Origin of the sequence: Streptomyces sp. WM6386, from assembly GCF_000972385.1 — a bacterium.
GTDB lineage: Bacteria > Actinomycetota > Actinomycetes > Streptomycetales > Streptomycetaceae > Streptomyces.
Window position 1 is genome coordinate 1 of sequence record NZ_JXTE01000021.1, and the last position, 20,497, is coordinate 20,497.

The 20,497-nt window shown below is 71.3% G+C and carries 17 protein-coding genes and 2 pseudogenes; 10 read left to right on the forward strand and 9 right to left on the reverse strand.

Translation table 11 applies throughout. From position 1 onward, the window contains the following. Window positions 1-705, forward strand: a 705-nt coding sequence (locus TN53_RS15315) for a pyridoxal 5'-phosphate synthase (protein WP_107080556.1), incomplete at its 5' end; no start/stop codon positions are given. Window positions 706-1,030: 325 nt separating this feature from the next. Then, a pseudogene (locus TN53_RS48325) lies at window positions 1,031-1,222 on the forward strand (RNA-guided endonuclease TnpB family protein); the annotation flags it as partial. A 171-nt stretch (window positions 1,223-1,393) separates the two neighbouring features. On the opposite strand, the gene TN53_RS15320 reads toward TN53_RS48325, so the two are convergent. From TN53_RS15320 to TN53_RS15330, 3 genes are read right to left on the reverse strand one after another with little or no spacing between them, the layout of a single operon-like run. Then, on the reverse strand, window positions 1,394-1,996 hold the full coding sequence (locus tag TN53_RS15320; RefSeq protein ID WP_046259023.1) for a GNAT family N-acetyltransferase: 603 nt from the start codon (window positions 1,994-1,996) through the stop codon (window positions 1,394-1,396). Window positions 1,997-2,051: 55 nt separating this feature from the next. Then, entirely contained in the window at window positions 2,052-2,444 is a 393-nt protein-coding gene (locus TN53_RS15325) for a Zn-ribbon domain-containing OB-fold protein (protein ID WP_046259024.1), read from the reverse strand. A gap of 14 nt (window positions 2,445-2,458) precedes the next feature. Next, window positions 2,459-2,908: a hypothetical protein gene (locus TN53_RS15330; protein WP_046259025.1), complete on the reverse strand. Its 450-nt coding sequence runs from the start codon at window positions 2,906-2,908 to the stop codon at window positions 2,459-2,461. Window positions 2,909-3,109: 201 nt separating this feature from the next. On the opposite strand from TN53_RS15330, the gene TN53_RS15335 reads away from it, so the two are divergent. From TN53_RS15335 to TN53_RS15355, 5 genes are all read left to right on the forward strand, one after another. Beyond that, window positions 3,110-4,726: a subtype B tannase gene (locus TN53_RS15335; RefSeq protein ID WP_234441601.1), complete on the forward strand. Its 1,617-nt coding sequence runs from the start codon at window positions 3,110-3,112 to the stop codon at window positions 4,724-4,726. A gap of 248 nt (window positions 4,727-4,974) precedes the next feature. After that, on the forward strand, window positions 4,975-6,165 hold the full coding sequence (locus TN53_RS15340) for a flavin-containing monooxygenase (RefSeq protein ID WP_046259027.1): 1,191 nt from the start codon (window positions 4,975-4,977) through the stop codon (window positions 6,163-6,165). Between the two features lie 154 nt (window positions 6,166-6,319). Further along, the gene (locus TN53_RS15345) at window positions 6,320-7,834 is read left to right on the forward strand and encodes a flavin monoamine oxidase family protein (protein WP_046259028.1); all 1,515 of its coding nucleotides are present in this window, start codon (window positions 6,320-6,322) and stop codon (window positions 7,832-7,834) included. Window positions 7,835-7,953: 119 nt separating this feature from the next. Continuing rightward, on the forward strand, window positions 7,954-10,179 hold the full coding sequence (locus TN53_RS15350) for an acetate--CoA ligase family protein (RefSeq protein WP_046259029.1): 2,226 nt from the start codon (window positions 7,954-7,956) through the stop codon (window positions 10,177-10,179). 7 nt (window positions 10,180-10,186) lie between these two features. Then, window positions 10,187-11,008, forward strand: a complete 822-nt coding sequence (locus tag TN53_RS15355) for an enoyl-CoA hydratase/isomerase family protein (RefSeq protein ID WP_046259111.1) — start codon at window positions 10,187-10,189, stop codon at window positions 11,006-11,008. A gap of 1 nt (window position 11,009) precedes the next feature. Here the strand turns inward: TN53_RS15355 and TN53_RS15360 are convergent, their stop codons facing one another. Then, a complete protein-coding gene (locus tag TN53_RS15360; RefSeq protein ID WP_234441602.1) occupies window positions 11,010-11,951 on the reverse strand; it encodes a hypothetical protein in 942 nt (313 codons plus the stop codon). 82 nt (window positions 11,952-12,033) lie between these two features. On the opposite strand from TN53_RS15360, the gene TN53_RS15365 reads away from it, so the two are divergent. After that, window positions 12,034-12,627: a flavin reductase family protein gene (locus TN53_RS15365; protein WP_046259030.1), complete on the forward strand. Its 594-nt coding sequence runs from the start codon at window positions 12,034-12,036 to the stop codon at window positions 12,625-12,627. Between the two features lie 8 nt (window positions 12,628-12,635). On the opposite strand, the gene TN53_RS15370 is transcribed toward TN53_RS15365, so the two are convergent. Continuing rightward, the gene (locus TN53_RS15370; RefSeq protein WP_046259031.1) at window positions 12,636-13,940 is read right to left on the reverse strand and encodes an MFS transporter; all 1,305 of its coding nucleotides are present in this window, start codon (window positions 13,938-13,940) and stop codon (window positions 12,636-12,638) included. Window positions 13,941-14,011: 71 nt separating this feature from the next. On the opposite strand from TN53_RS15370, the gene TN53_RS15375 reads away from it, so the two are divergent. Further along, complete coding sequence (locus TN53_RS15375) at window positions 14,012-15,016, forward strand: GlxA family transcriptional regulator (RefSeq protein ID WP_046259032.1); 1,005 nt, start codon at window positions 14,012-14,014, stop codon at window positions 15,014-15,016. Here TN53_RS15375 and TN53_RS15380 read toward each other — a convergent pair. The 3 genes from TN53_RS15380 to TN53_RS46815 form a co-directional block, all read right to left on the reverse strand. Beyond that, the gene (locus TN53_RS15380) at window positions 14,942-16,564 is read right to left on the reverse strand and encodes an MFS transporter (RefSeq protein WP_324609614.1); all 1,623 of its coding nucleotides are present in this window, start codon (window positions 16,562-16,564) and stop codon (window positions 14,942-14,944) included. The two genes, TN53_RS15375 and TN53_RS15380, sit on opposite strands and share 75 nt — an antisense overlap. 110 nt (window positions 16,565-16,674) lie before the next feature. Further along, window positions 16,675-17,724 carry a Zn-dependent alcohol dehydrogenase gene (locus TN53_RS15385; RefSeq protein WP_046259033.1) on the reverse strand — a complete coding sequence of 350 codons (1,050 nt, stop codon included), beginning with the start codon at window positions 17,722-17,724 and terminating at the stop codon, window positions 16,675-16,677. Window positions 17,725-17,811: 87 nt separating this feature from the next. After that, on the reverse strand, window positions 17,812-17,970 hold the full coding sequence (locus TN53_RS46815) for an Arc family DNA-binding protein (RefSeq protein WP_107080555.1): 159 nt from the start codon (window positions 17,968-17,970) through the stop codon (window positions 17,812-17,814). A 50-nt stretch (window positions 17,971-18,020) separates the two neighbouring features. Here TN53_RS46815 and TN53_RS15390 point away from each other — a divergent pair. Next, window positions 18,021-19,248, forward strand: a pseudogene (locus tag TN53_RS15390) (RNA-guided endonuclease InsQ/TnpB family protein). Window positions 19,249-19,284: 36 nt separating this feature from the next. On the opposite strand, the gene TN53_RS15395 reads toward TN53_RS15390, so the two are convergent. Beyond that, window positions 19,285-20,436, reverse strand: a complete 1,152-nt coding sequence (locus tag TN53_RS15395) for an acyl-CoA dehydrogenase family protein (protein ID WP_046259034.1) — start codon at window positions 20,434-20,436, stop codon at window positions 19,285-19,287. Between the last annotated feature and the right edge of the window lie 61 nt (window positions 20,437-20,497).

The window sequence follows — 20,497 nt, forward strand, 5'->3', positions numbered from 1 at the left end:
ACACCCGGCCGTGCGCGCGCAGCACCAGCCGGGACGCCCAGACGAAGGAGTCCCGGATGCTCGCCCCCATCACCTCGACGACCGCCCTCAAAAACGCCCCCCGGCAGACCCGACCCGGCCACGGCCCCCGCCGAACCACTCCCCCTCTTCACCCAGTGGTTCGCGGAGGCGGTGGCGGCCGGCCAGTCCGAACCGCACACGATGTCCCTGGCCACCTCGGACGAGGCCGGCCACCCGGACGTACGCACCGTGATGCTGCACGGCGCCGACACCACGGGCTGGACCTTCGCCACCCACGTCACCAGCCGCAAGGGCCACCACCTCGCGGCCCGCCCCTACGCGGCCCTCGGCTTCTACTGGCCCACCCTGGGCCGCCAGGTCCGCGTCCGGGGCCCGGTCACCGCGGCCCCCTCCCAGGAGGGCCAGGCCGACCTCCACGCCCGCTCGACAGGCGCCCTGGCCGCCGCGCTCACCGGCCGCCAGAGCGAAGTCCTTGGCTCACTGGAGGAGTTGGCCGAGGCCTCCGGGACAGCCTGGACCGAGGCCCAGTCACGACCCGACGCCCCGGTCCCGACGTGGACCCTGTACCGCCTGACCCCGCAGGAGGTGGAGTTCTTCCAGGGGGACGCCCGGCGGCGCCATGTGCGGCTGGCGTATCGCCGTACGGGGGAGGAGGAGTGGACGTCGACGCTGCTCTGGCCCTGACGGGACGGGCCCACGTCTGCCGATCACCGCCGCGACCCGCCCACCCGACCGACGTTCACCTGCTTCTTGCGTGGAGGCCCTGGCGTTCACGCCGGGGAGGAGTCGTATCCGGTTGTCGCGACGCGGAGCGTCGCCGCATCCGGTGCAGGGCGCGGAGCGCCCGTCGGCAGTCGGCCCTTGCCGAGGTGATGCGAACGCGTGTGCCTGTGATCGCTGGTCGGGGTGGTGGCTGTGGGAACGGGGGCGTTTGTGCTGCTGTCGTACGTATGGTCCATCCAAGAGTTCGGGACGGCACGGTGTCCCGGACGGGGACCGTGGGGGCGAGATGACGCAGGTGAGGGTGGCTGCGGAGGTCGGGCATGCCCGGTACACCCACCGGCTGCGTGTGTCGCCCGCTGCTCGCACCGCCCTGGCGGCGGAGTGGGACCGATGCCGCTGGGTGTGGAACGAATGCGTCGCCAAGTCCAGGGCCGTACACCTGCACAACAAGGCCACCGGCCAGAAGGCCACGTGCGGCCCCCGCACCCGCAGCGTCTCGGTCACCGTCAGCGGGACGGTGTGCAGCACCGGCCGCGAGTGCAGGAAGGTTCCGGCAACGTCGAGAAACTCACCGGGATCCTCGATCACCACCCACCTCATCGCGCACCCCCGCCCACCGCGCCGCTCCCCCTTGCCACGCCCCTTCCCCTCATCGGCCCGCCACCTCCGGATCCGTGGCCAACCGGGCATGCAGATGCACATCCCGGAAGGCGTCCTGCCGCCCCGCCTCGAACATCGCGCCCCGGAGCGTCCCCTCGTAGGGGAATCCGCAGCGCTCGGCTATCCGGCAGGACGCGTCGTGGCCGAGTGCGTGGCCGAGTTCGAGGCGGTGGAGGCGGAGGTCGGTGAAGGTCCAGCGGGCGACGAGGGTGAGGGCGCGGGCGGCGACGCGGTGGCCGCGGGCCTCGGGGAGGACCCAGTAGCCGACGCGGGCGACGCGTACGACGTGGTCGATCTCGTGGACGCCGACGTGCCCCAGTGTCGTGTCGCTGACCGCGTCCGTGACGCGGAAGGAGACGCTGACGCCGTCCGCCGCGGCCGCCGCGCCCGCGCGGAGCGAGGCGCGGGCGTCGTCGAGGTCGGCGATCGCCTTCAGGGGGGTGTTCCAGCGCCGGAACTCGGGGTCGGAGCGGCCGCGCAGCCAGGTCTCGGCATCGGCGTCGGAGTCCGCGTCCCAGTGGCGCAGGCGCAGCCCGTGGCCGAGCAGTTCGGGAGCGGGGTGGCTCGGGGACCGTTCACGTGTATGGGCCATCGGGCCATTGAATACGGAAGGAGGGCCGCCGATCACCCCTCTCCGGCGGAACATCTCATCGTCTCGGCCGGAACACCGGGATTCCCTGCCGGAAATCGACCTCCAGCGCCATGCCGGCCCGCAGTGTCTCCGGCGGGACGCCCACGAGCTCCGTCATCATCCGTGGCCCTTCGGCGAGTTGGACGACCGCGGCGACGTAGGGCGTGCGCTCCCCGAAGGGCGGCAGATCGTTGCGGTGGACGACGGACCAGGTGTAGAGCTCGGCCCGGCCGCTCGCCGGCTCCCACGTCACGTCCTCGCTCCAGCAGTGCGGGCAGAACTCGCGGGGGTAGTGGTGGGTACGTCCGCACGCCCCGCAGCGGCGTACGAGCAGCCGCCCTTCTTCGGCCGCCTCCCAGTACGTGCGCGTGAAAGCGTCGGCCTCCGGCAGATCGAAGCGCGCGTCCATGAGGAGCCCCTCCCTCAGAAAAGCCCCAGCGCCGCGTCCAGCGACCAGCTCTGCCAGGACATCCCGAACAGCGCGACCACCGATATCAGCCCCATCATGGCGTTCTGCCCCTGCTCGGCCCAGTCGTGGATCATCAGCGTGAAGTAGAGGACGTTGAGCAGCAGCCCGCCCACCAGAGCCACCGGTGTCAGCAGGCCGGCCACCAATCCCAGCCCCACCGCCAACTCCGCGTACACGACGACGTACGCCATCGTCCGCGGCCGTGGCGCGACCACCACCTCGAATCCCGAACGGACCGCGTTCCAGCGGTGCTTCGCGGCGACGTCGGCCGCCCACGCGATGCCGGTCCCCCGCTCGAACCAGCCCTTCTTGTCCTTGTGCCGCCAGCTCTCCAGCCACCACAGCCCGAGCCCGATCCGCAGCAGGGCCAGCCATTGCGCGCCGGTGAGCCAGATGGAGTCCATGGATCTGACGGTACGTCAGATAAGGCCTCGCGGGGAAGACCGTGTGTTTCGCGTGGGGGAAACCTGTGCGGCGGCCCCGAAGCTGTGCGTCCACAATGAATACGACGAGATTGTTGGCAATCTTGTCAGCACTCGCCTACGTTCGCAGACGCAAGGAGAAATCACAGCGATCCCGGGATCGTGCGAGCGAGAGGCATCACCGTGAAGCACAGGGCAGTCAAGCGCAGGAGCGTCGTGGTGGGCATCGGCGCGACCGCCGGTGTCGCGGCAATCGGCGGCATCGCCCTGAACGCGCAGGCGTCGGACACCGACAGCGGCTCGTCCTCCTCGGACACCCTGGTCTTCGACAAGGACGCCTACACGGAGCTGACGACGACCGTCACCGACACGGAGGGCACCGAGCACTCGGTGACCTACCACTTCTGGAAGGCGATCACCTACGTCGCCAAGCCGGTGGACGAGAAGTACCAGAGCCTGATCGTCAGCGTCCCCGTCAAGATCGACGGCACGACGGTCGACGCCTCGAACGCGCCGATCCTGTTCGCGAACTCCGTCGGCGGGTACATGCCGTCCTCCGTGGCGGACGCCACCGGGATCGGGGCCGGGGGCATGACCGGAGGCGGCATGCCCGGCGGCGGCGCTCCCAGCGGCGCTCCCAGCGCCTCGGCCTCCACCGGCACCGCCCCCAACGCGAACACCAACGCCACTGGCGGTGCCACCGCGAGCAACCAGCTCCTCGCCCTCGCCGCCGGCTACGTCGTCATCGAGCCCGGCGCCCGCGGCCGTACCCTCAAGAACTCCTCCGGCGAGTACTACGGCACCGCCCCCACCGTGATCGTCGACCTGAAGGCGGCGGTCCGGTACATCCGCTTCAACAAGGGCCGCATCCCCGGCAACACCGACCGGATCGTCTCCGCCGGCACCAGCGCGGGCGGCGCCGTCTCCGCGCTGCTCGGTGCCTCCGGCGACAGCAAGCTCTACGACAAGGACCTCAAGGCGCTCGGCGCCGCCGACACCTCCGACGCGATCTTCGCGACCGGCGCCTGGTGCCCGATCACCGACCTCGAGCACGCCGACGGCGCCTACGAGTGGAACTGGGGCACCAACGAGCTCAGCACCGGCAAGCAGGTCGACCAGGCGGTCTCGAAGGAGCTCCAGGCACAGTTCGCCGAGTACCAGGCGTCCCTGAAGCTGGGGGGCCTGGGCCGCTTCGGCACGCTGACCGCCCGGAACTACGACGCGTACCTGCTCAAGCAGTACATGGAGCCGGCCGCGACGGCCTACCTCGCCGCCCTCTCGGCCTCCGACCGTGAGACGTACCTGGCCAAGAACACCTTCATCACCTGGTCCGGCGGCAAGGCGACCTTCTCCTGGGCCGACTTCCTCACCCACGTCGGCGCCCGCAAGAAGAGCGTTCCGGCCTTCGACGCCTTCGACCTGTCGGCCGGCGAGAACAACGAGTTCGGCGCGGGCACCACCGTGAGCCGCCACTTCACGGCGTACGGCGCCAAGAACGACTCCACGGGCCTCAGCAGCAAGCGGGTCGCGAGCGACATCCCCGAGAAGCTGAACCAGATGAACCCGATGTACCACCTGGAGCGGAAGAACCCGGGCCGCTCGAAGCACTGGTGGATCCGCCTCGGCACCAGTGACACCGACACCTCGCACGTCGTCTCCGCCAACCTCGCCGCCGCCGCGAACGGCCTCGGGGACGACGTCGACCACCTCTACTACTGGGACCAGGGCCACGGCGCGAACACCGACCCGGGCGACTTCATCACCTGGATCGCCAAGGTGACGGGCCACAAGAAGCGGTAGCCCCCGGCCGTACAGGCCCCCAGGACGCGGTGCCGGTTTCCCGTCATAAGTTCCCGGCCACCGCCCACCACGGCGCCGAGCCTCCGCGTACGCGGACTCGGCGCCGTGGCTTTTCCACACTCCTTCAGCACAACCAGGTGACGTACGCCACGAGCCCCACCCACTCCTCCTACAGGCGTGATCAATCCGAAACCAATTCCGGTCTTGACCGAGACCCATCAACCGGAACCCTGATTACGCTCGCGCACATGGCCGACTCCGCAGCGCCCTCCGCGTCCTCCACCGCCCGCCCCGTGTACGTCATCGGTGGCGGTCCGGGCGGGCTCGCCGTCGCCCACGCGCTGCGGGCCCAGGGCATACGTGCCGTGGTGCTGGAGAAGTCCGACCGCGTCGGGGCGTCCTGGCGGCGCCACTACGACCGGCTCCACCTGCACACCACCCGCCGCCTCTCGGCCCTCCCGGGGCTCGCGATGCCGCGCCGGTTCGGGCGCTGGGTCTCACGCGACGACGTCGTCCGCTATCTGGAGAAGTACGCCGAGCACCACGAGCTGGAGATCGTCACCGGCGTGGAGGTCTCCCGCGTCGAACGCTCCCCCGACGGCACCGGCTGGCTCCTGCACGCCACCGGCGGCCGCGAACTGACCGGCGCCGCGGTGGTCGTGGCGACCGGCTACAACCACACGCCGCTGGTGCCGGACTGGGCCGGCCTCTCCTCGTACCCCGGCGAGGTCGTGCACGCCGCCGACTACCGCAACCCCAAGCCCTACGCCGGCCGGGACGTCCTGGTCGTCGGTGTCGGCAACACCGGTGCCGAGATCGCCGTGGACCTGGTGGAGGGCGGGGCGAAGCGTGTCCGGCTGTCCGTGCGCACCGCCCCGCACATCGTCCGCCGCTCGACCGCGGGCTGGGCCGCCCAGTACACGGGGGTGCTCGTACGACGGCTGCCGGTCGGGCTCGTCGACCGGCTCGCCCGGCCCATGGCGAAGCTCAGCGTGCCCGACCTGTCCGAGCACGGCCTGCCCCGCCCCGACACCGGCCTCTACACCCGGGTCCACGAGGGCGCCATCCCCGTCCAGGACGTCGGCCTCATCGACGCCGTACGCAAGGGCAAGGTCGAGGTCGTGGCCGCCGTCGACGGCTTCGAGAAGGACGAGGTGCTCCTCGCCGACGGCACCCGCATCACCCCGGACACCGTGATCGCGGCCACCGGATACGCCCGCTCCCTGGAGGACCTCGTCGGCCACCTCGACGTCCTCGACACAAGGGGGTTGCCGGTGGTCAACGGCGCCCGCAGCCCGAAGGACGCGCCGGGCCTCTTCTTCAGCGGCTACGTCACTCCCATAAGCGGCACCTTCCGGGAACTGTCGATCGACGCGGAGAAGATCGCGAAGGCGATCGCCAAGGACGGGGCCCGGCAGGTCTCCAGACTGCCCGTCTGACGCAGGAACCCTCAACTCGCTGACGTACTCCTCTCGTTACTCCTGGGTCAGAAGTGGCGAGAGTGCTGTACGGCGCCACCGCATGGGGCCAGAATGTGAGCACTGTTCATGTTCTGGCTCCACTCCAACCTCTCGCACCTGACGGAGGATGCACGTGGCACGCGAAAGACAGCTCCCCCAACTCCCCCAGCCCTCCCGGCTCTCCCGCCGCACCCTGCTGGGCGGTGCCGCCGCCACAGCCGGTGCCGCCGCCCTCGCCGGCACCGCGGCCTCGCCCGCCGCCGCGGCCACCCGTGAGGCCGACGTGGTCGTCATCGGCGCCGGGCTCGCCGGCCTCACCGCGGCCCGCGACCTGGTGGCGGCCGGCAAGTCCGTGGTCGTCCTGGAGGCCCGTGACCGCGTCGGCGGCCGGGTCGTGAACCTCCCGCTCGCGAACGGCGGGGTCACCGAGGGCGGCGGCGAGTTCATCGGCCCCACCCAGGACCGCATCAAGGCCCTCGCGGACTCCCTCGGCGTGGGAACCTTCGCCACCTACAACACCGGCAAGAACCTCCTCTACAAGGACGGCAAGAAGACCGCGTACGCCACCGACGGCCTCCTCGGTTCGGTCCCGCCCATCGACGCGGCCGGCCTCGCCAACGCCGCGATCGTGCAGGCCACCCTGGACGACCTGGCCAAGCAGATACCGGTCGACGCGCCCTGGACCGCCGCCAAGGCCGACGAGTGGGACCGGCAGACCTTCGAGACCTGGCTGCGCGCCAACGCCGTCGTCCCGTCGGCCAAGTTTCTCTTCGACGTGGCCTGCACCTCGATCTTCTCGGCCGAACCCCGCGAACTCTCCTTCCTGTTCGTGCTCTTCTACATCGCCGCCGCCGGCAACGAGACCAACGTCGGCACCCTGGAACGCCTCACCGAGACCGCGAACGGCGCCCAGGAACTGCGCTTCGTCGGCGGCTCCCAGCTGGTGCCGATCAAGCTCGCCGCCACCCTCGGCGACCGGGTGGTGCTGAACGCCCCGGTGCGCACCATCGCCAAGTCCGGCGCCAAGTACGTCGTGACGGCCGACGGAACCACCGTCACCGCCAAGAAGGTCGTCGTCGCCGTGCCCCCGCCGATCGCCGCCCGCATCACCTACGACCCGCTGCTCCCGGCCTCCCGCGACCAGCTCACCCAGCGGCTGCCGATGGCCTCGGTCGGCAAGGCCATCGCGATCTACGACACCCCCTTCTGGCGGGCCGACGGCCTCAACGGCCAGGTCGTCAGCGACACCGGCGTCGTCAGCTCCACCTTCGACAACTCCCCGCCCGACGCCTCCTACGGCGCCCTGATGGGCTTCATCGAGGCCGACGAGGCCCGCAAGTACGACGGGGCGAGCGAGGCGGAGGTCAAGGCGGCCGTCCTGAAGGACTACACGACCTACTTCGGCGCGAAAGCGGCCTCCCCCACCTCCTTCGTCCTGCAACGCTGGAACAACGAGACCTACACCCGCGGCGGCCCCGTCTCCATCGCCGCCCCGGGCGTCCTGACCCAGTACGGCCCCTCCCTGCGCACTCCCGTCGGCGGCATCCACTGGGCCGGCACGGAGACCTCCATCCACTGGATGGGGTTCATGGACGGTGCGGTGCGGTCGGGCGAGCGGGTGGCGAAGGAGGTGCTGGCGGTGCTGTGAGCGATGCCGCCGGCGTGCTCTGCCCAACTTTGTGTGCACAGCCATTCCTGACACCGTGTCAGTTCCTTTAATCTGACACTGCGTCAGTTAATCGCTGTCACACAGGAGCGGGCGGACCGATGCTTGGATCAACCCACGGCACCCTCACCACCGACTCCCGCCGGGCCCGGGTCATCGCTTGCGGCGAGCAACCCGGGCCCGCCGTCCACGGCAGGCCGGCCGAGGTCGACGACCTCGACGTCAGCGGCCGGCCGCTGTACTGCGACGTCCCCGATCTGGACCGGTTCTTCCGGCCGGAGTCGGTCGCCGTGATCGGCGCCTCCGACGCCGAGGGGCGCCCGAACACCGGTGTCACCCGGCAGTTGGTGGCCTGGGCCGAGCGGGTCGGAGCCCGTCTGCACCCGGTGCACCCCACTCGTCCGTCCGTCTTCGGCATCCCCTGTTCTCCTTGCGTCGCCGACCTGCCCGAACAGGTCGATCTCGCCGTGCTGCTGGTCGCCGACCCCCTGCCCGTGGTCGAGGAACTGGCCGAAGCCAAGGTGAAGTTCGCCGTCGTCTTCGCCTCCGGGTTCGCGGAGACCGGCGAGGCGGGCGCCGCCGCCCAGGCCCGGCTCTCCGCGGCCGTGCGACGGTCGGGGATGCGGCTGCTCGGGCCCAACACCAACCTCAACGCCTTCGAGCGGTTCCGCGCCGACCTCGACGGACCGGCGATCGCCCTCATCACCCAGTCCGGGCACCAGGGCCGTCCCGTCTTCGCCCTCCAGGAACTCGGCATCCGCCTCTCGCACTGGGCGCCGACCGGCAACGAGGCCGACCTGGAGACCGCCGACTTCCTCTCCTACTTCGCCGAGCGGCCCGAGGTCGGCGCCATCGCCTGCTACGTCGAGGGGCTGAAGGACGGCCGCTCCTTCCTGCTCGCCGCCGACCGGGCCGCCCGCCGCAAGGTGCCGGTGGTCGCGGTCAAGGTGGGCCGCACCGAGACCGGCGCCCGCACGGCCGCCTCCCACACCGGCAAGCTGACCGGCGCGGACGCGGTGGTGGACGCGGCGATGCGGCAGTACGGCGTGATCCGGGTCGACGGTCTCGACGAACTCCAGGACACCGCCGCCCTGTTGGCCCGCGCCCGCCCGCCGCACGCCGAAGGGGTCGTCGTCTATTCGATCTCGGGCGGCACGGGCGCGCACTTCGCCGACCTGGCGACGGAGGCGGGGCTGAGGCTGCCCACGCTCTCGGACACCAAGCAGGCCGAGCTGCACCAGTGGATACCCGAGTACCTGAACGTGGCCAACCCCGTGGACAACGGCGGCCATCCCGTCGGCGACTGGCGCGGCCGGAAGATCATCGACGCGATCCTCGACGACCCGGCGGTCGGGGTGCTGATCTGCCCGGTCACCGGCCCGTTCCCACCCCTGAGCGACAAGCTCGTCCAGGACCTGGTGGACGCGGCCGAGCGGACGGACAAGCTGGTCTGCGTGGTGTGGGGCTCCCCGGTCGGCACCGAGCCGGCCTACCGCGAGGTCCTCCTCGGCTCCTCCCGGGTGGCCACCTTCCGCACGGTCGGGAACTGCATCACCGCGGTCCGCGCCTACCTCGACCACCACCGCTTCGTCACCGGCTACCACTCCCCCCTCGACGAGGCCCCGCGCACCACGTCCCCCTCCTTCCGCAAGGCGCAGGCCCTGATGCGCCCGGGCCAACAGCTGAGCGAGCACGCGGCGAAGCAACTGCTGCGGGCGTACGGCATCCGCGTACCGCGCGAGCAGCTGGTGACCAGTGCCGCGGCGGCCGTACGGGCGGCGGGCCAGGTGGGCTACCCGGTGGTGATGAAGGCGTCCGGCGCGCAGATCGCCCACAAGACCGAGCTCGGCCTCGTGAAGATCGAGCTCACGTCCGCCAGCCAGGTCCGGGACGCCTACCGGGAGTTGACCGACATCGCACGCTACGAGGGTGTCTCCCTGGACGGGGTCCTGGTCTGCCAGATGGTCGAGCGAGGTGTCGAGATGGTCGTCGGCGTCACCCACGACGACCTCTTCGGGCCGACCGTCACGGTCGGGCTCGGCGGGGTGCTGGTCGAGGTCCTGCGCGACACCGCCGTACGCGTGCCCCCCTTCGGGGAGGAACAGGCCCGGGACATGTGCGGTGAGCTGCGCGGGCGGGCCCTGCTGGACGGGGTCCGGGGGCGCCCCCCGGCGGACCTCGACGCGCTCGTCGAGGTCATCCTGCGGGTGCAGCGCATGGCGCTGGAGCTCGGGGACGAGCTGGCCGAGCTGGACATCAATCCGCTGATGGTGCTGCCCCGTGGGCAGGGCGCCGTGGCACTGGACGCGCTGGCGGTGTGTCGCTGAGATGAACATGCCCGATTCCCCCCAAGAGCCGGAAAACTCCGCTGAGTCATGGATACGGCACACCACTGACAATCACGTCTGCCGCATCACCCTCAACCGCCCCGAAGCACTCAACGCCATCACCCCTGACCAGCGGGAACGCCTCATCCGGCTGCTCGGCGACGCCTCCGGCGACCCGGATGTGCGGGCCGTCGTGCTGACCGGCACGGGGCGGGGGTTCTGTGCGGGCGCGGATCTACGAGGGGCGCCCACGGCGGGCGACCGTGTCCCCGGTGACGTCGCCCGCACGATCCGGCTCGGTGCCCAGCGGCTGATCACGGCCGTCCTCGACTGCGAGAAGCCCGTGATCGCCGCGGTGAACGGGACGGCGGCGGGCATCGGCGCGCACCTCGCGTTCGCCTGCGACCTCGTCCTCGCGGCCGAATCGGCCCGGTTCATCGAGGTGTTCGTGCGCCGGGGACTCGTGCCGGACGGAGGCGGGGCGTATCTGCTGACCCGGCTGATCGGCCCGCAGCGCGCCAAGGAACTGATGCTCTTCGGCGACGCGCTGAGCGCCGCCGACGCCGAGCGCCTCGGCCTGGTCAACCGGGTCGTGCCGGACGGGGAGCTGGACAAGACGGCCCGTGAATGGGCGGCCCGCCTCGCCGCGGGGCCGACCCGCGCCCTCGTCCTGACCAAGCAGCTCGTCAACGCCTCCCTCGACAGTGACCGCGCCACCGCGTTCGCCGCGGAGGCTGCCGCGCAGGAGATCAACATGACGACCGCGGACGCCCAGGAGGGGGTGGCGAGCTTCGTGGAGCGGCGCAGCCCGGAGTTCCGGGGGCGGTGACTCAGTCCCGCGTGAGGATCCGCAGGGCCCCCGCGTCCGGGTCGCCGAACAGGACGAACAGCTCGGGCTCGCGCTCGGTGCCACCGATCGTCCAGAGCGTCGGCGTCCCGCATCCCCCGTCGATGCGCAGGCCGACGCCGTCACGGTCCGCGTCCTCGCCCTTGTCCCCCCGCAGCACTTCCCAGGCGCCGGTTCCCTCGCACACGGTGTAGGGCGGGTCGGCGAACCAGTCGTCGTGCTCCGACACGGTGGGCAGCGCGGTGAGTCCGGCCCGTCCGCCCGGGTCCAGCCGCAGGACCGCGCCGTCCCTGCCACGCCATACGCCGGTGAGCTGCCCGTCGGACAGCGTCGGGGGCTCGTACTCCTTGACGATCCCGGTCTCGGTGGCCAGTACGGCGCCCCCGAAGACGACCATGAACAGCACGAAGGAGACGCCCGCCGACAGGATCCAGGTCCCCGCACACCCCCATGCCCGCTCGCGGGACCGGCCGCCGCGCCTGAAGTACGCCACACCGAGCACCGGGAGGATCCCGAGGGCCACGAGGACGGCGGCCGTGGCGGCGAACGGCAGGCCGCTCGGCACGGCGACAGCGCCCGCCCAGACCGCTCCGAGCACCGTCGCCCACGCCAGGTGCCACGCCCACTCGGGTCCGCGGGCGCGGCGGACGCCGATCCGGGCGAGCACGGCGGCCGGCAGGGTCTGCGCACACGCGTGCAGCAGCCCCGCGAACGGCAGCCACAGCGGCGCGAGGAGGAACAGACAGACCAGCCCGAACGCGGAGCCCGAGCCGCCGTAGTCATCGCCCGTCGTGATGCCGACGTACCCGATCAGAAGGGCGGCCGGCAGCTGTGCCGCCCCCACCGCCGCGGCCGCGTTGACCGCGACCGAGTCCCCGGCCCGCCGGGCACGCCCGAGCTCCCGCCGTATGTCTCCCCACCCCATGCGCGCAGCGTACGCAGTCGCCTTCGCCGCCTTCGCAGACCCCTTCCTATCTGACGAACCGTCAGCTTCAATGGGAGGTGTGATGGGACAAGCAGGTATGGCCGAGGCCGCCGTCCGCTACCTCCGGTCGGCCGGCGCGGCGCCCGTGGAGACACTGCCGCGGCCCGAGCTGCGCTGTGTCCGCGAGGACGAGCGTGCGCCGGTCGGACCGACCGAGTTCCGGCGGGTGCTCGGGAACTTCGCCTCCGGCGTGGCCGTCGTCACCTCACCCGCCGCCGACGGCGAGGACGGCCCCGCCGGCTTCGCCTGCCAGTCCTTCGCCGCCCTGTCCCTCGACCCGCCCCTCGTCGCCTTCATGGTCGGCCGTACGTCGACGACCTGGCCCCGCATCGCCCGCGCCGGGGTCTTCTGCGTCAACGTCCTCGCCGACCACCAGGGCGAGCTGTGCCGTGGCTTCGCGGTGAGCGGCGCGGACAAGTTCGCGGGCGTCGCCTTCGACCCGGCACCGGCGTCCGGCTCACCGCGCCTGGCGGACACGCTCGCGTGGATCGACTGCACGATCCACGCGGTGCACACGGGCGGCGACCACCTCATCGTGGTGGGCCGGGTGGACGCGCTGGGGACGGGCGACGAGGACCGGGCACCCCTGCTGTTCCACAAGGGGCGGTTCGTCTAGGACCTGACCTAGGCCACGGCCGGGACCAGCGCGGTCGGCCTCCGCCGGATCACCAGCGCCATCAGCGCCGCCGCCGCGCACAGCGCCCCGGACGCGTACCAGATCATGTCGTACTCACCGAAGACGTCCCGCACCACTCCGCCGACGAAGGCCACGAGCGCCGCCCCGACCTGGTGCGAGGCGAGGACCCAGCCGAAGACGATCGCGCTGTCGTCGCCGTAGTGCTCGCGGCACAGGGCGACGGTGGGCGGGACGGTGGCGACCCAGTCGAGGCCGTAGAAGACGATGAAGAAGAGCATCGGGGGGTGGACGCTCGGCCCGAGCAGCATGGGGAGGAACAGCAGCGAGACGCCGCGCAGGGCGTAGTACACCGCGAGCAGCCGGCGCGCGTCGAAGCGGTCGGTGAACCAGCCCGAGGCGATCGTGCCGACCACGTCGAACACCCCGATGACCGCGAGCAGCGAGGCCGCCGCCGTGATGGGCATGCCGTGGTCGTGGGCGGCGGGCACGAAGTGGGTCTGGATCAGGCCGTTGGTGGAGGCGCCGCAGATCGCGAAAGTGCCGGCGAGCAGCCAGAACGGGCCGGTGCGGGCGGCCTTGAAGAGCACGCTGACCGCGCGGCGGGCGGCGCCCGGCACGGGCTCCGGCTTGGGCACGAACTCCGTCGCCCCGTACGGCTTCAGGCCCACGTCGGCCGGGTGGTCGCGCAGCAGCAGCCAGACGAAGGGGACGACCGCGAGGGCGGCCAGGGACACCGTGACGGCCGCCGGGCGCCAGTCGTGCTTCTCGACCATCCAGGACAGCACGGGCAGGAAAATCAGCTGGCCGGAGGCGGAGGCGGCGGTCAGGATGCCGGTGACCAGGCCGCGCCGTTCGGTGAACCAGCGGTTGGTGACCGTCGCCGCGAACGCCAGCGCCATCGAGCCGGAGCCCAGACCGACCAGCAGGCCCCAGCACAGCAGCAGCTGCCAGGCCGCCGTCATCCACACCGTCAGCCCCGAGCCGACCGCGATCACGGTCAGCGCCACGGCGACGACCCGGCGGATGCCGTAGCGGTCCATCAGCGCGGCCGCGAAGGGGGCGGTGAGCCCGTACAGCGCGAGGTTGATCGAGACGGCCGCGCCGATCGTGCCGCGCGACCAGCCGAAGTCCTCGTGCAACGGGTCGATGAGCAGTCCGGGCAACGAACGGAAGGCGGCCGCGCCGATGATCGTCACGAAGGTGACGGCGGCGACGAACCACGCACGGTGGATGCGGCGCGGCTTCTTTCCGGTGCGGGGTGCCTGTTCGGCGGCTTCGGTTGTCTGGGTCACGACATAGAGCTTCCGGCCTGGCCGCCCGCGGATCCACTGGCCCGAAGGACAGCATTCGTTAGGATCGGGCCATGGCCATCTCCGAGGAAGCGTTCCGCCCGCACCGCGTCGTCGTCCTCGCCATGGACGGCCTGCTCCCCTTCGAGCTCGGCATCCCGCACCGCATCTTCGACCGCCCCAGGGACCACCTGCGGCGGCCTCTGTACGAGGTCGTCACCTGCTCGATCCGGCCACCGGGCCCGGTCCGCACGGACTCCGACTTCGACGTCATGGTCGCCAACGGCCCGGAGACCCTCGCCACCGCCGACACCGTGATCGTCCCGGCGTCCTACGAGTTCGGCCCGGTCTACGAGGACGGTGTCCTCACCCCCGAGCTGGCCGCCGCGCTCGCCCACATCCGCCCCGGCACCCGGCTCGCCTCCATCTGCACCGGCGTCTACGTCCTCGCCGCCGCGGGCTTCCTCGACGGCCGCCCCGCCACCACGCACTGGGCCGACGCCGAGCACCTCCAGCGGCTCTTCCCGCAGATCAAGGTCGACCCGGACGTCCTGTACGTCGACGACGGCGACGTCCTCACCTCCGCGGGCGTCGCCGCCGGCATCGACCTGTGCCTGCACATGCTCCGCCGCGACCACGGCAGCGCCGTCGCCAACGCGGTGGCCCGGCGCACGGTCGTACCGCCGCACCGCGAGGGCGGCCAGGCCCAGTACATCCGGCGCCCCGTACCGGAGCCCCAGCTGGCCACCACGACCACCGCCCGCGCCTGGGCACTGGGCCGCCTCCACGAGCCGATCCAGCTGCGGGACATGGCCGAGCAGGAGTCGATGTCGGTACGGACCTTCACGCGCCGCTTCCGCGAGGAGGTCGGCATCAGCCCCGGACAGTGGCTCACCCAGCAGCGGGTGGAGCACGCCCGGCACCTGCTGGAGTCCACCGACCTCTCCGTCGACCAGATCGCCCGCGACGCCGGCTTCGGCACGGCCCAGTCGATGCGCCAGCACCTACAGGCGGCGCTCGGCGTCACCCCCACCAGCTACCGGCGCACCTTCCGCACGGGGAGCGGGATCAACGGGTAGGTCCGCGACGGGTCCTGAGCCATCACGGACGGCATCGACGGACAGGCCGGCACCGGCATGCGAGCCCAGCAGGACGCCCTCGAGGGGCAGGCCCGCGGCGGCACGCGAGCCCTGCAGGACGGCGTCAGCGGCAGCAGCCGGTCCAGCGGGATCGACGGGCGGGTCCGCCACGGCCCCTGAGCCCGCGGCGGGGCTTGAGCCATCGCGGACGGCATGACCGGCAACAGCCGGCCCAGCGGGATCGACGGGCAGGTCCGCCACGGCCCCGGAGCCCGCGACAGCGTCAGGAGCGGCCGACCCGGCGATCCCGACAGCTGGGCCCGCCACGGCACCCGAGCTCACGGCATCGGCCACCGACCCCGCACCCTCCCGCCGTATCCCTGCTCTCCCCGCACCCTCCCGCCGTACCTCTCCCCACCACCCGAGCGCTGTCAACAGCAACGTCAGCACCACGCCCGCCAGGATCGCCGTGGACGGCGTCACCACCTGGAGCAGCCCGCCGGCCAGGGACCCGGTCGCCGCGTACCCCGCGCCCGCGGCCGCGTACATCACGGAGTATCCCGCGGCCAGCGCGCCAGGCGGCACCGCCTCCCGCAGCGACAGGTTGCGGGTGATCAGAGCACCCGACTGGAGCGTGCCCGCCAGGGCGAGGGCGACCGCGATCCCGGCCGCCCCCGGTATCAGCGCGGCGAGGCTCACGAAGACCGACATCCCACACATCAGCACCACACTGCGCCCCCGGAGCCGCCCCGGCCACGACCGCAGCCCGTACAGGAACGCCCCGAGCCCCGCCCCGATCGCCATGCCCGCCAGCATCGGCCCGGACCAGCCGACCCCGATGCCGCGCTGTTCCAACAAGGCAGGCAACGTCAGTTCCGCCAGACCGAGCAGCGTGAGACTCGCCGCACCCGTGACATACACCGGCCAGGCCCGCAGCAGGACTCCGATCCGGCCCGACTCCCCGCCCCGCTCGCCCGTGTCCCAACCGGCCGGCAACCACCATTGCCCCACGATCGACAGCGCCATCAACGCGGCCCCGAGCAGCAGCGGGAGACGCGGCGCGACCCCGAGGGCGAGCCCGGCGACCGCGACCGGGGAGACGGCCCACACCCCGGACATCAGCATCGACTCGGCGGACAGCGCCTGTGCCACGGATCGCTCCGGGACCAGCGAGGTCAGCAGGGCCCGCTGCCCTCCGGCGGCCGCGGCCGGAGCCGCCCCGGCCAGGAACGCGAACACCCCGAGCACCACGGGATGCGCCCCGGCCAGCACCCCGAGCCCCGCGAACCCGACCGCCCCGCCCGCGAGCCCGAGCACCAGATGCCGACGGCCCCGAGCCGGGTCCATCCGCATCCCGAGCACCGGCGCCCCGATGATCTCGCCGATCACATACGCCGCCGCGAGCGCCGCGCCCAGCGTGTAGCCACCGGGCCGCTCGCGCACCAGGAAGACCAGCGCCAACGGGGCCATGGCGACCGGCATACGGGCGGCGGTGGCGGTCCAGGCCCAGATGAGGACCTGTTTGGTGGCGACGTCTCGGTAGGTCATGAGTCGAAGCTACGGCCCGGCACCGACAGCGCCCCAGGGGTTTTCCGGCACCTGTGGAAAACCCCTGGCATGTCCATAACGCCAGCGCCCCTCAGCGGACCAGCACCCCCTCAGAAGGTCAGCACCCCTCTGGCCACCTTCCCCGCCTCCGCGTCCGCCACCGCCCGCTCGAACTCCTCGACCGGATACGTCTGCGTCACCAACTCGTCCAGCAGCAGCCGTCCTTCCCGATACAGCTCGGCGTACAGCGCGATGTCCCGCTGGGGCCTGGACGACCCGTACCGGCATCCCAGGATCGACTTGTCCAGGAACATGGACGCCACGACGAAGGACGCCTCGGCCCCGGCCGCCGGCATCCCGAGCAGCACGGCCTGACCGTGCCGGTCCAGCAGATCGACGGCCTGCCGGACGAGTTCCACCCGCCCGACGCACTCGAAGACATGGTCCGCCCCCGTCGGCAGCAGCTCCCGCACGCCCTCCGTGGAGGTCAGGAAGTCGCTCGCCCCGAACTGCCGCGCCACCGCCTCCTTGGCGGGGTTGGCGTCGACGGCGACGATCCGCAGCGCCCCCGCGATCCGTGCTCCCTGGAGGACGTTGAGCCCGATGCCCCCGGTACCGATCACGACGACGCTGTCCCCGCGATCCACCTTCGCCCGGTTGAGCACGGCTCCGACCCCGGTCAGCACCCCGCACCCGATGAGCGCGGCGGAGGGCAGCGGGATGTCCTGGGGGATACGCACCACCTGCACGGCCTTCACCACGGTCCGTTCGGCGAAGGCGGAGTTGGACGCGAACTGGAAGACCGGCTGCCCACCCCGCGTGAACGGCTGCCCCGGCCGCCCGATCGCCTTGCGGCACATGGTCGGCCGCCCTCGGTCGCAGTCCGCGCAGGTGCCGCAGTTGGCCAGCGTGGACAGGGACACATGGTCCCCGGCCGAGACATGCGAAACCCCGTCCCCCACGGCTTCGACGACCCCTGCCCCCTCATGTCCCAGCACCACGGGCACCGGAAAGGGAATCGTCCCGTCCACCACGGACAGATCGCTGTGACACAGCCCCGCCGCCGCGATGGCGACCAGCACCTCTCCCGGCCCCGGTCCCCGTACCTCCAGGTCGTCGACGACCTCGACCCGCTTTCCGTCGAACACCACGCCGCGCATCACCGGGTTCCTCCGAGGACACCCTGGCCGTCAGGCCAGGGAGGAATCGAAGCCCTGCAGAGGGAGGCAGGAAAAGCCGAGTCGCGGTCAGGACGATTCGGCGCCTGCCTCGACGGCGGCTCGCTTGACCTCCAGGCAGTAGACGATCTCGGAGTTGAGAGACCTGCGGGCAGATTTGGCCTGTTCGACCAGCCACTCGTGCAGATCAGCGGGCAGGCGGAGGGTGATGCGCTTCTCTTCATCCATGACTCCAGAGTAGTGTCTTCCCGACTTTTCAATGGTGGTAAAGCGACACCATGTCGACACGGCAGAAAGCAGAGCAGAGTGCCGGGCACGCTCGGTACACCTACCGGCTCCGCGTGTCGTCGACCGCGCGCAGCGCCCTGCTCGTCGAATGGGACCGCTGCCGGTGGATCTGGAACGAATGCGTCGCCAAGTCCCGCTGGACACACGGCCATAACCACGCCCATCCAGCAGATCAGTTGACGTGCGGCCCGGCCCAGCTCGACAAGATGCTGACCGACGCCCGCGCCCGCACGCCTTGGCTCCGCAACGGCGCGAGCGTGCCCACAGCAGCAGATCATTCGGGACTTCGCCAAGTCCCGCTCCAAAGCCCTGAAAGACATCGACAACCGGCTGCCCATCAAGCAGCGCGCAGGCATGCCCCGGCATAAGAAGAAGCGCGAAGCGACCCCGACACTGAACTACACCACCCGGGGTTTCCGCTTGAAGGACGGCCGGCTGCACCTCGCCGGGGGCATCGCCCTGACGGTGGTGTGGTCCCGCAAACTCCCCGCCGCTCCTTCCTCGGTCCGGGTGTACCAGGATGCGGGGGGGCACTGGTACGCCTCCTTCGTTGTCGCGACCGAGGTGCAGCCGCTGCCCGCCTCGGGAAGAGTGCTCGGCGTGGACTGGGGCATCAAGGAAACCGCTACTACCACCAGCGACGCTCACGACCTCCCCCACCCGCAGCACGGCAGGAAGGCCCAGGCGACGTTGACCCGGTACGACCGGATGGTGGCCCGCCGCAAGCCGAAGAAGGGACAGGCGTCGTCGAAGGGTCACCGCGAGGCGAAGAAAGAGCGCGCAAAAACCCACGCCAAGATCGCCCGACAGCGACAGGACACCAGCCGCAAATGGGCCAAGCGCGTCGTGCGCGATCACGACGCCGTCGCAGTGGAGGACTTCCGGCCTAAGTTCCTCGCGAAGACCACCATGGCCCGCAAGGCCGCTGACGCGGCGATCGGCGCCACAAAGCAGGCCCTGATCGAAATGGGCCGTAAGCACGGGCGGGACATTCGCCTCGTGCATCCCGCGCACACCACCAGGGACTGCGCGTCGTGCGGAGCGAGAACCAAGCACGCACTTCCTCTTTCTGAACGTACCTACACCTGCACCACGTGCGGAGCGGTGTCCTCGAGGGACAAGAACTCTGCCCGCGTGATGCTCGTCCGGGCTGGTCTCAACCCGGCTGGTGCTGAGGGTGCAAGTCCTTCGGGGGCGCTGCTCCCGGAGGCAGCCTGAGCCAGGAATCCCCTTCCTGCCGGGGAGGGGAGGATGTCAAACAACCCCCTTGGGTTCCTTCGGCAGCCCGAGCATCCGCTCGGCGATGATCGTGCGCTGAACCTGGTCCGAGCCGCCGTAGATCGTGTCGGCCCGGGAGAACAGGAACAGATGCTGAAACACGTCGAGTTCGTACGGCGCCGTGACCGACCAGTCGGCGGGCCCGACCCCCGCCGCCGCCCCCCGCACCTGCATGGCCAGCTCCCCGAGCCGCTGATGCCATCCGCCCCACAGCAGCTTGGCGACACTGGAGGCGCCGGCGTCCCCCGAAGTCCCCAGCGTCCGCAGGGCGTTCCACCGCATCACCCGCAGCTCGGCCCACTGCCGGACCAGCCGGTCCCGTACGACGGGATCACCCACCGCCCCACTGTCGACGGCCGCCCGCACCACCCGCCCCAACTCGGCGGCGAACCCGACCTGCTGGGCGAGTGTGGACACTCCCCGCTCGAACCCGAGCAGACTCATCGCGACCCGCCACCCGGCCCCCTCACCTGCGACGACATGCTCCACGCGCGCGTGCGCACCATCGAAGAACACCTCGTTGAACTCACTGGTGCCGGTCATCTGCCGGATGGGCCGCACCTCGATCCGCCCCGGCTGATCCATGGGAACGAGCAGGAAGGACAGGCCACGATGGCGGCTGGACCCCGGGTCGGTGCGGGCCAGCACGAAACACCAGTCGGCCTCCCGCGCCAGGGACGTCCAGATCTTCTGCCCGGTGACGCGATACGTACCGTCCCCGGCACGCTCGGCCCTCGTCCGGATCCCGGCGAGATCGGACCCCGCCCCGGGTTCGCTGTACCCCTGACACCACAGTTCGTCGCCGGCGGCGATCGCCGGAAGAAAGCGCCCCTTCTGCTCGGGCGAGCCATGTGCGAGCAGAGTGGGCGCCAGCAGGTTCTCCCCGATGTGCCCGGAACGAGGCGGCGCACAGGACCGCGCGTACTCCTCGGCCCAGGCGACCTGTTGGGTGAGCGTGGCGGTCCGATTGCCGTACCCGCCCTCGCCCCATCCCAGCCCGATCCACCCGGCTTTCCCGAGGGTTCGCTCCCAACCGCGACGGTCCAGACCAGCCGAGGCATGTTCGCTGAGCCAAGCCCGAGCTTCCGCGCGGAAGGCCTCATCCTCAGCGGCAATTCCGAAGTCCACAGACCTCTCCTCCCAAACGCCGGATGTGCCGACCCACCCAGGGGCGCGGGGAACTGCGCGA

Coding starts and splice junctions, on each gene's coding strand:
- TN53_RS15320 (WP_046259023.1), bottom strand. CDS start 1,996: ATGGCCCATACACGTGAACGGTCCCCGAGCCACCCCGCTCCCGAACTG.
- TN53_RS15325 (WP_046259024.1), bottom strand. CDS start 2,444: ATGGACGCGCGCTTCGATCTGCCGGAGGCCGACGCTTTCACGCGCACG.
- TN53_RS15330 (WP_046259025.1), bottom strand. CDS start 2,908: ATGGACTCCATCTGGCTCACCGGCGCGCAATGGCTGGCCCTGCTGCGG.
- TN53_RS15340 (WP_046259027.1), top strand. CDS start 4,975: ATGGCCGACTCCGCAGCGCCCTCCGCGTCCTCCACCGCCCGCCCCGTG.
- TN53_RS15350 (WP_046259029.1), top strand. CDS start 7,954: ATGCTTGGATCAACCCACGGCACCCTCACCACCGACTCCCGCCGGGCC.
- TN53_RS15355 (WP_046259111.1), top strand. CDS start 10,187: ATGCCCGATTCCCCCCAAGAGCCGGAAAACTCCGCTGAGTCATGGATA.
- TN53_RS15360 (WP_234441602.1), bottom strand. CDS start 11,951: ATGGGGTGGGGAGACATACGGCGGGAGCTCGGGCGTGCCCGGCGGGCC.
- TN53_RS15365 (WP_046259030.1), top strand. CDS start 12,034: ATGGGACAAGCAGGTATGGCCGAGGCCGCCGTCCGCTACCTCCGGTCG.
- TN53_RS15375 (WP_046259032.1), top strand. CDS start 14,012: ATGGCCATCTCCGAGGAAGCGTTCCGCCCGCACCGCGTCGTCGTCCTC.
- TN53_RS15380 (WP_324609614.1), bottom strand. CDS start 16,564: ATGACCTACCGAGACGTCGCCACCAAACAGGTCCTCATCTGGGCCTGG.
- TN53_RS15385 (WP_046259033.1), bottom strand. CDS start 17,724: ATGCGCGGCGTGGTGTTCGACGGAAAGCGGGTCGAGGTCGTCGACGAC.
- TN53_RS46815 (WP_107080555.1), bottom strand. CDS start 17,970: ATGGATGAAGAGAAGCGCATCACCCTCCGCCTGCCCGCTGATCTGCAC.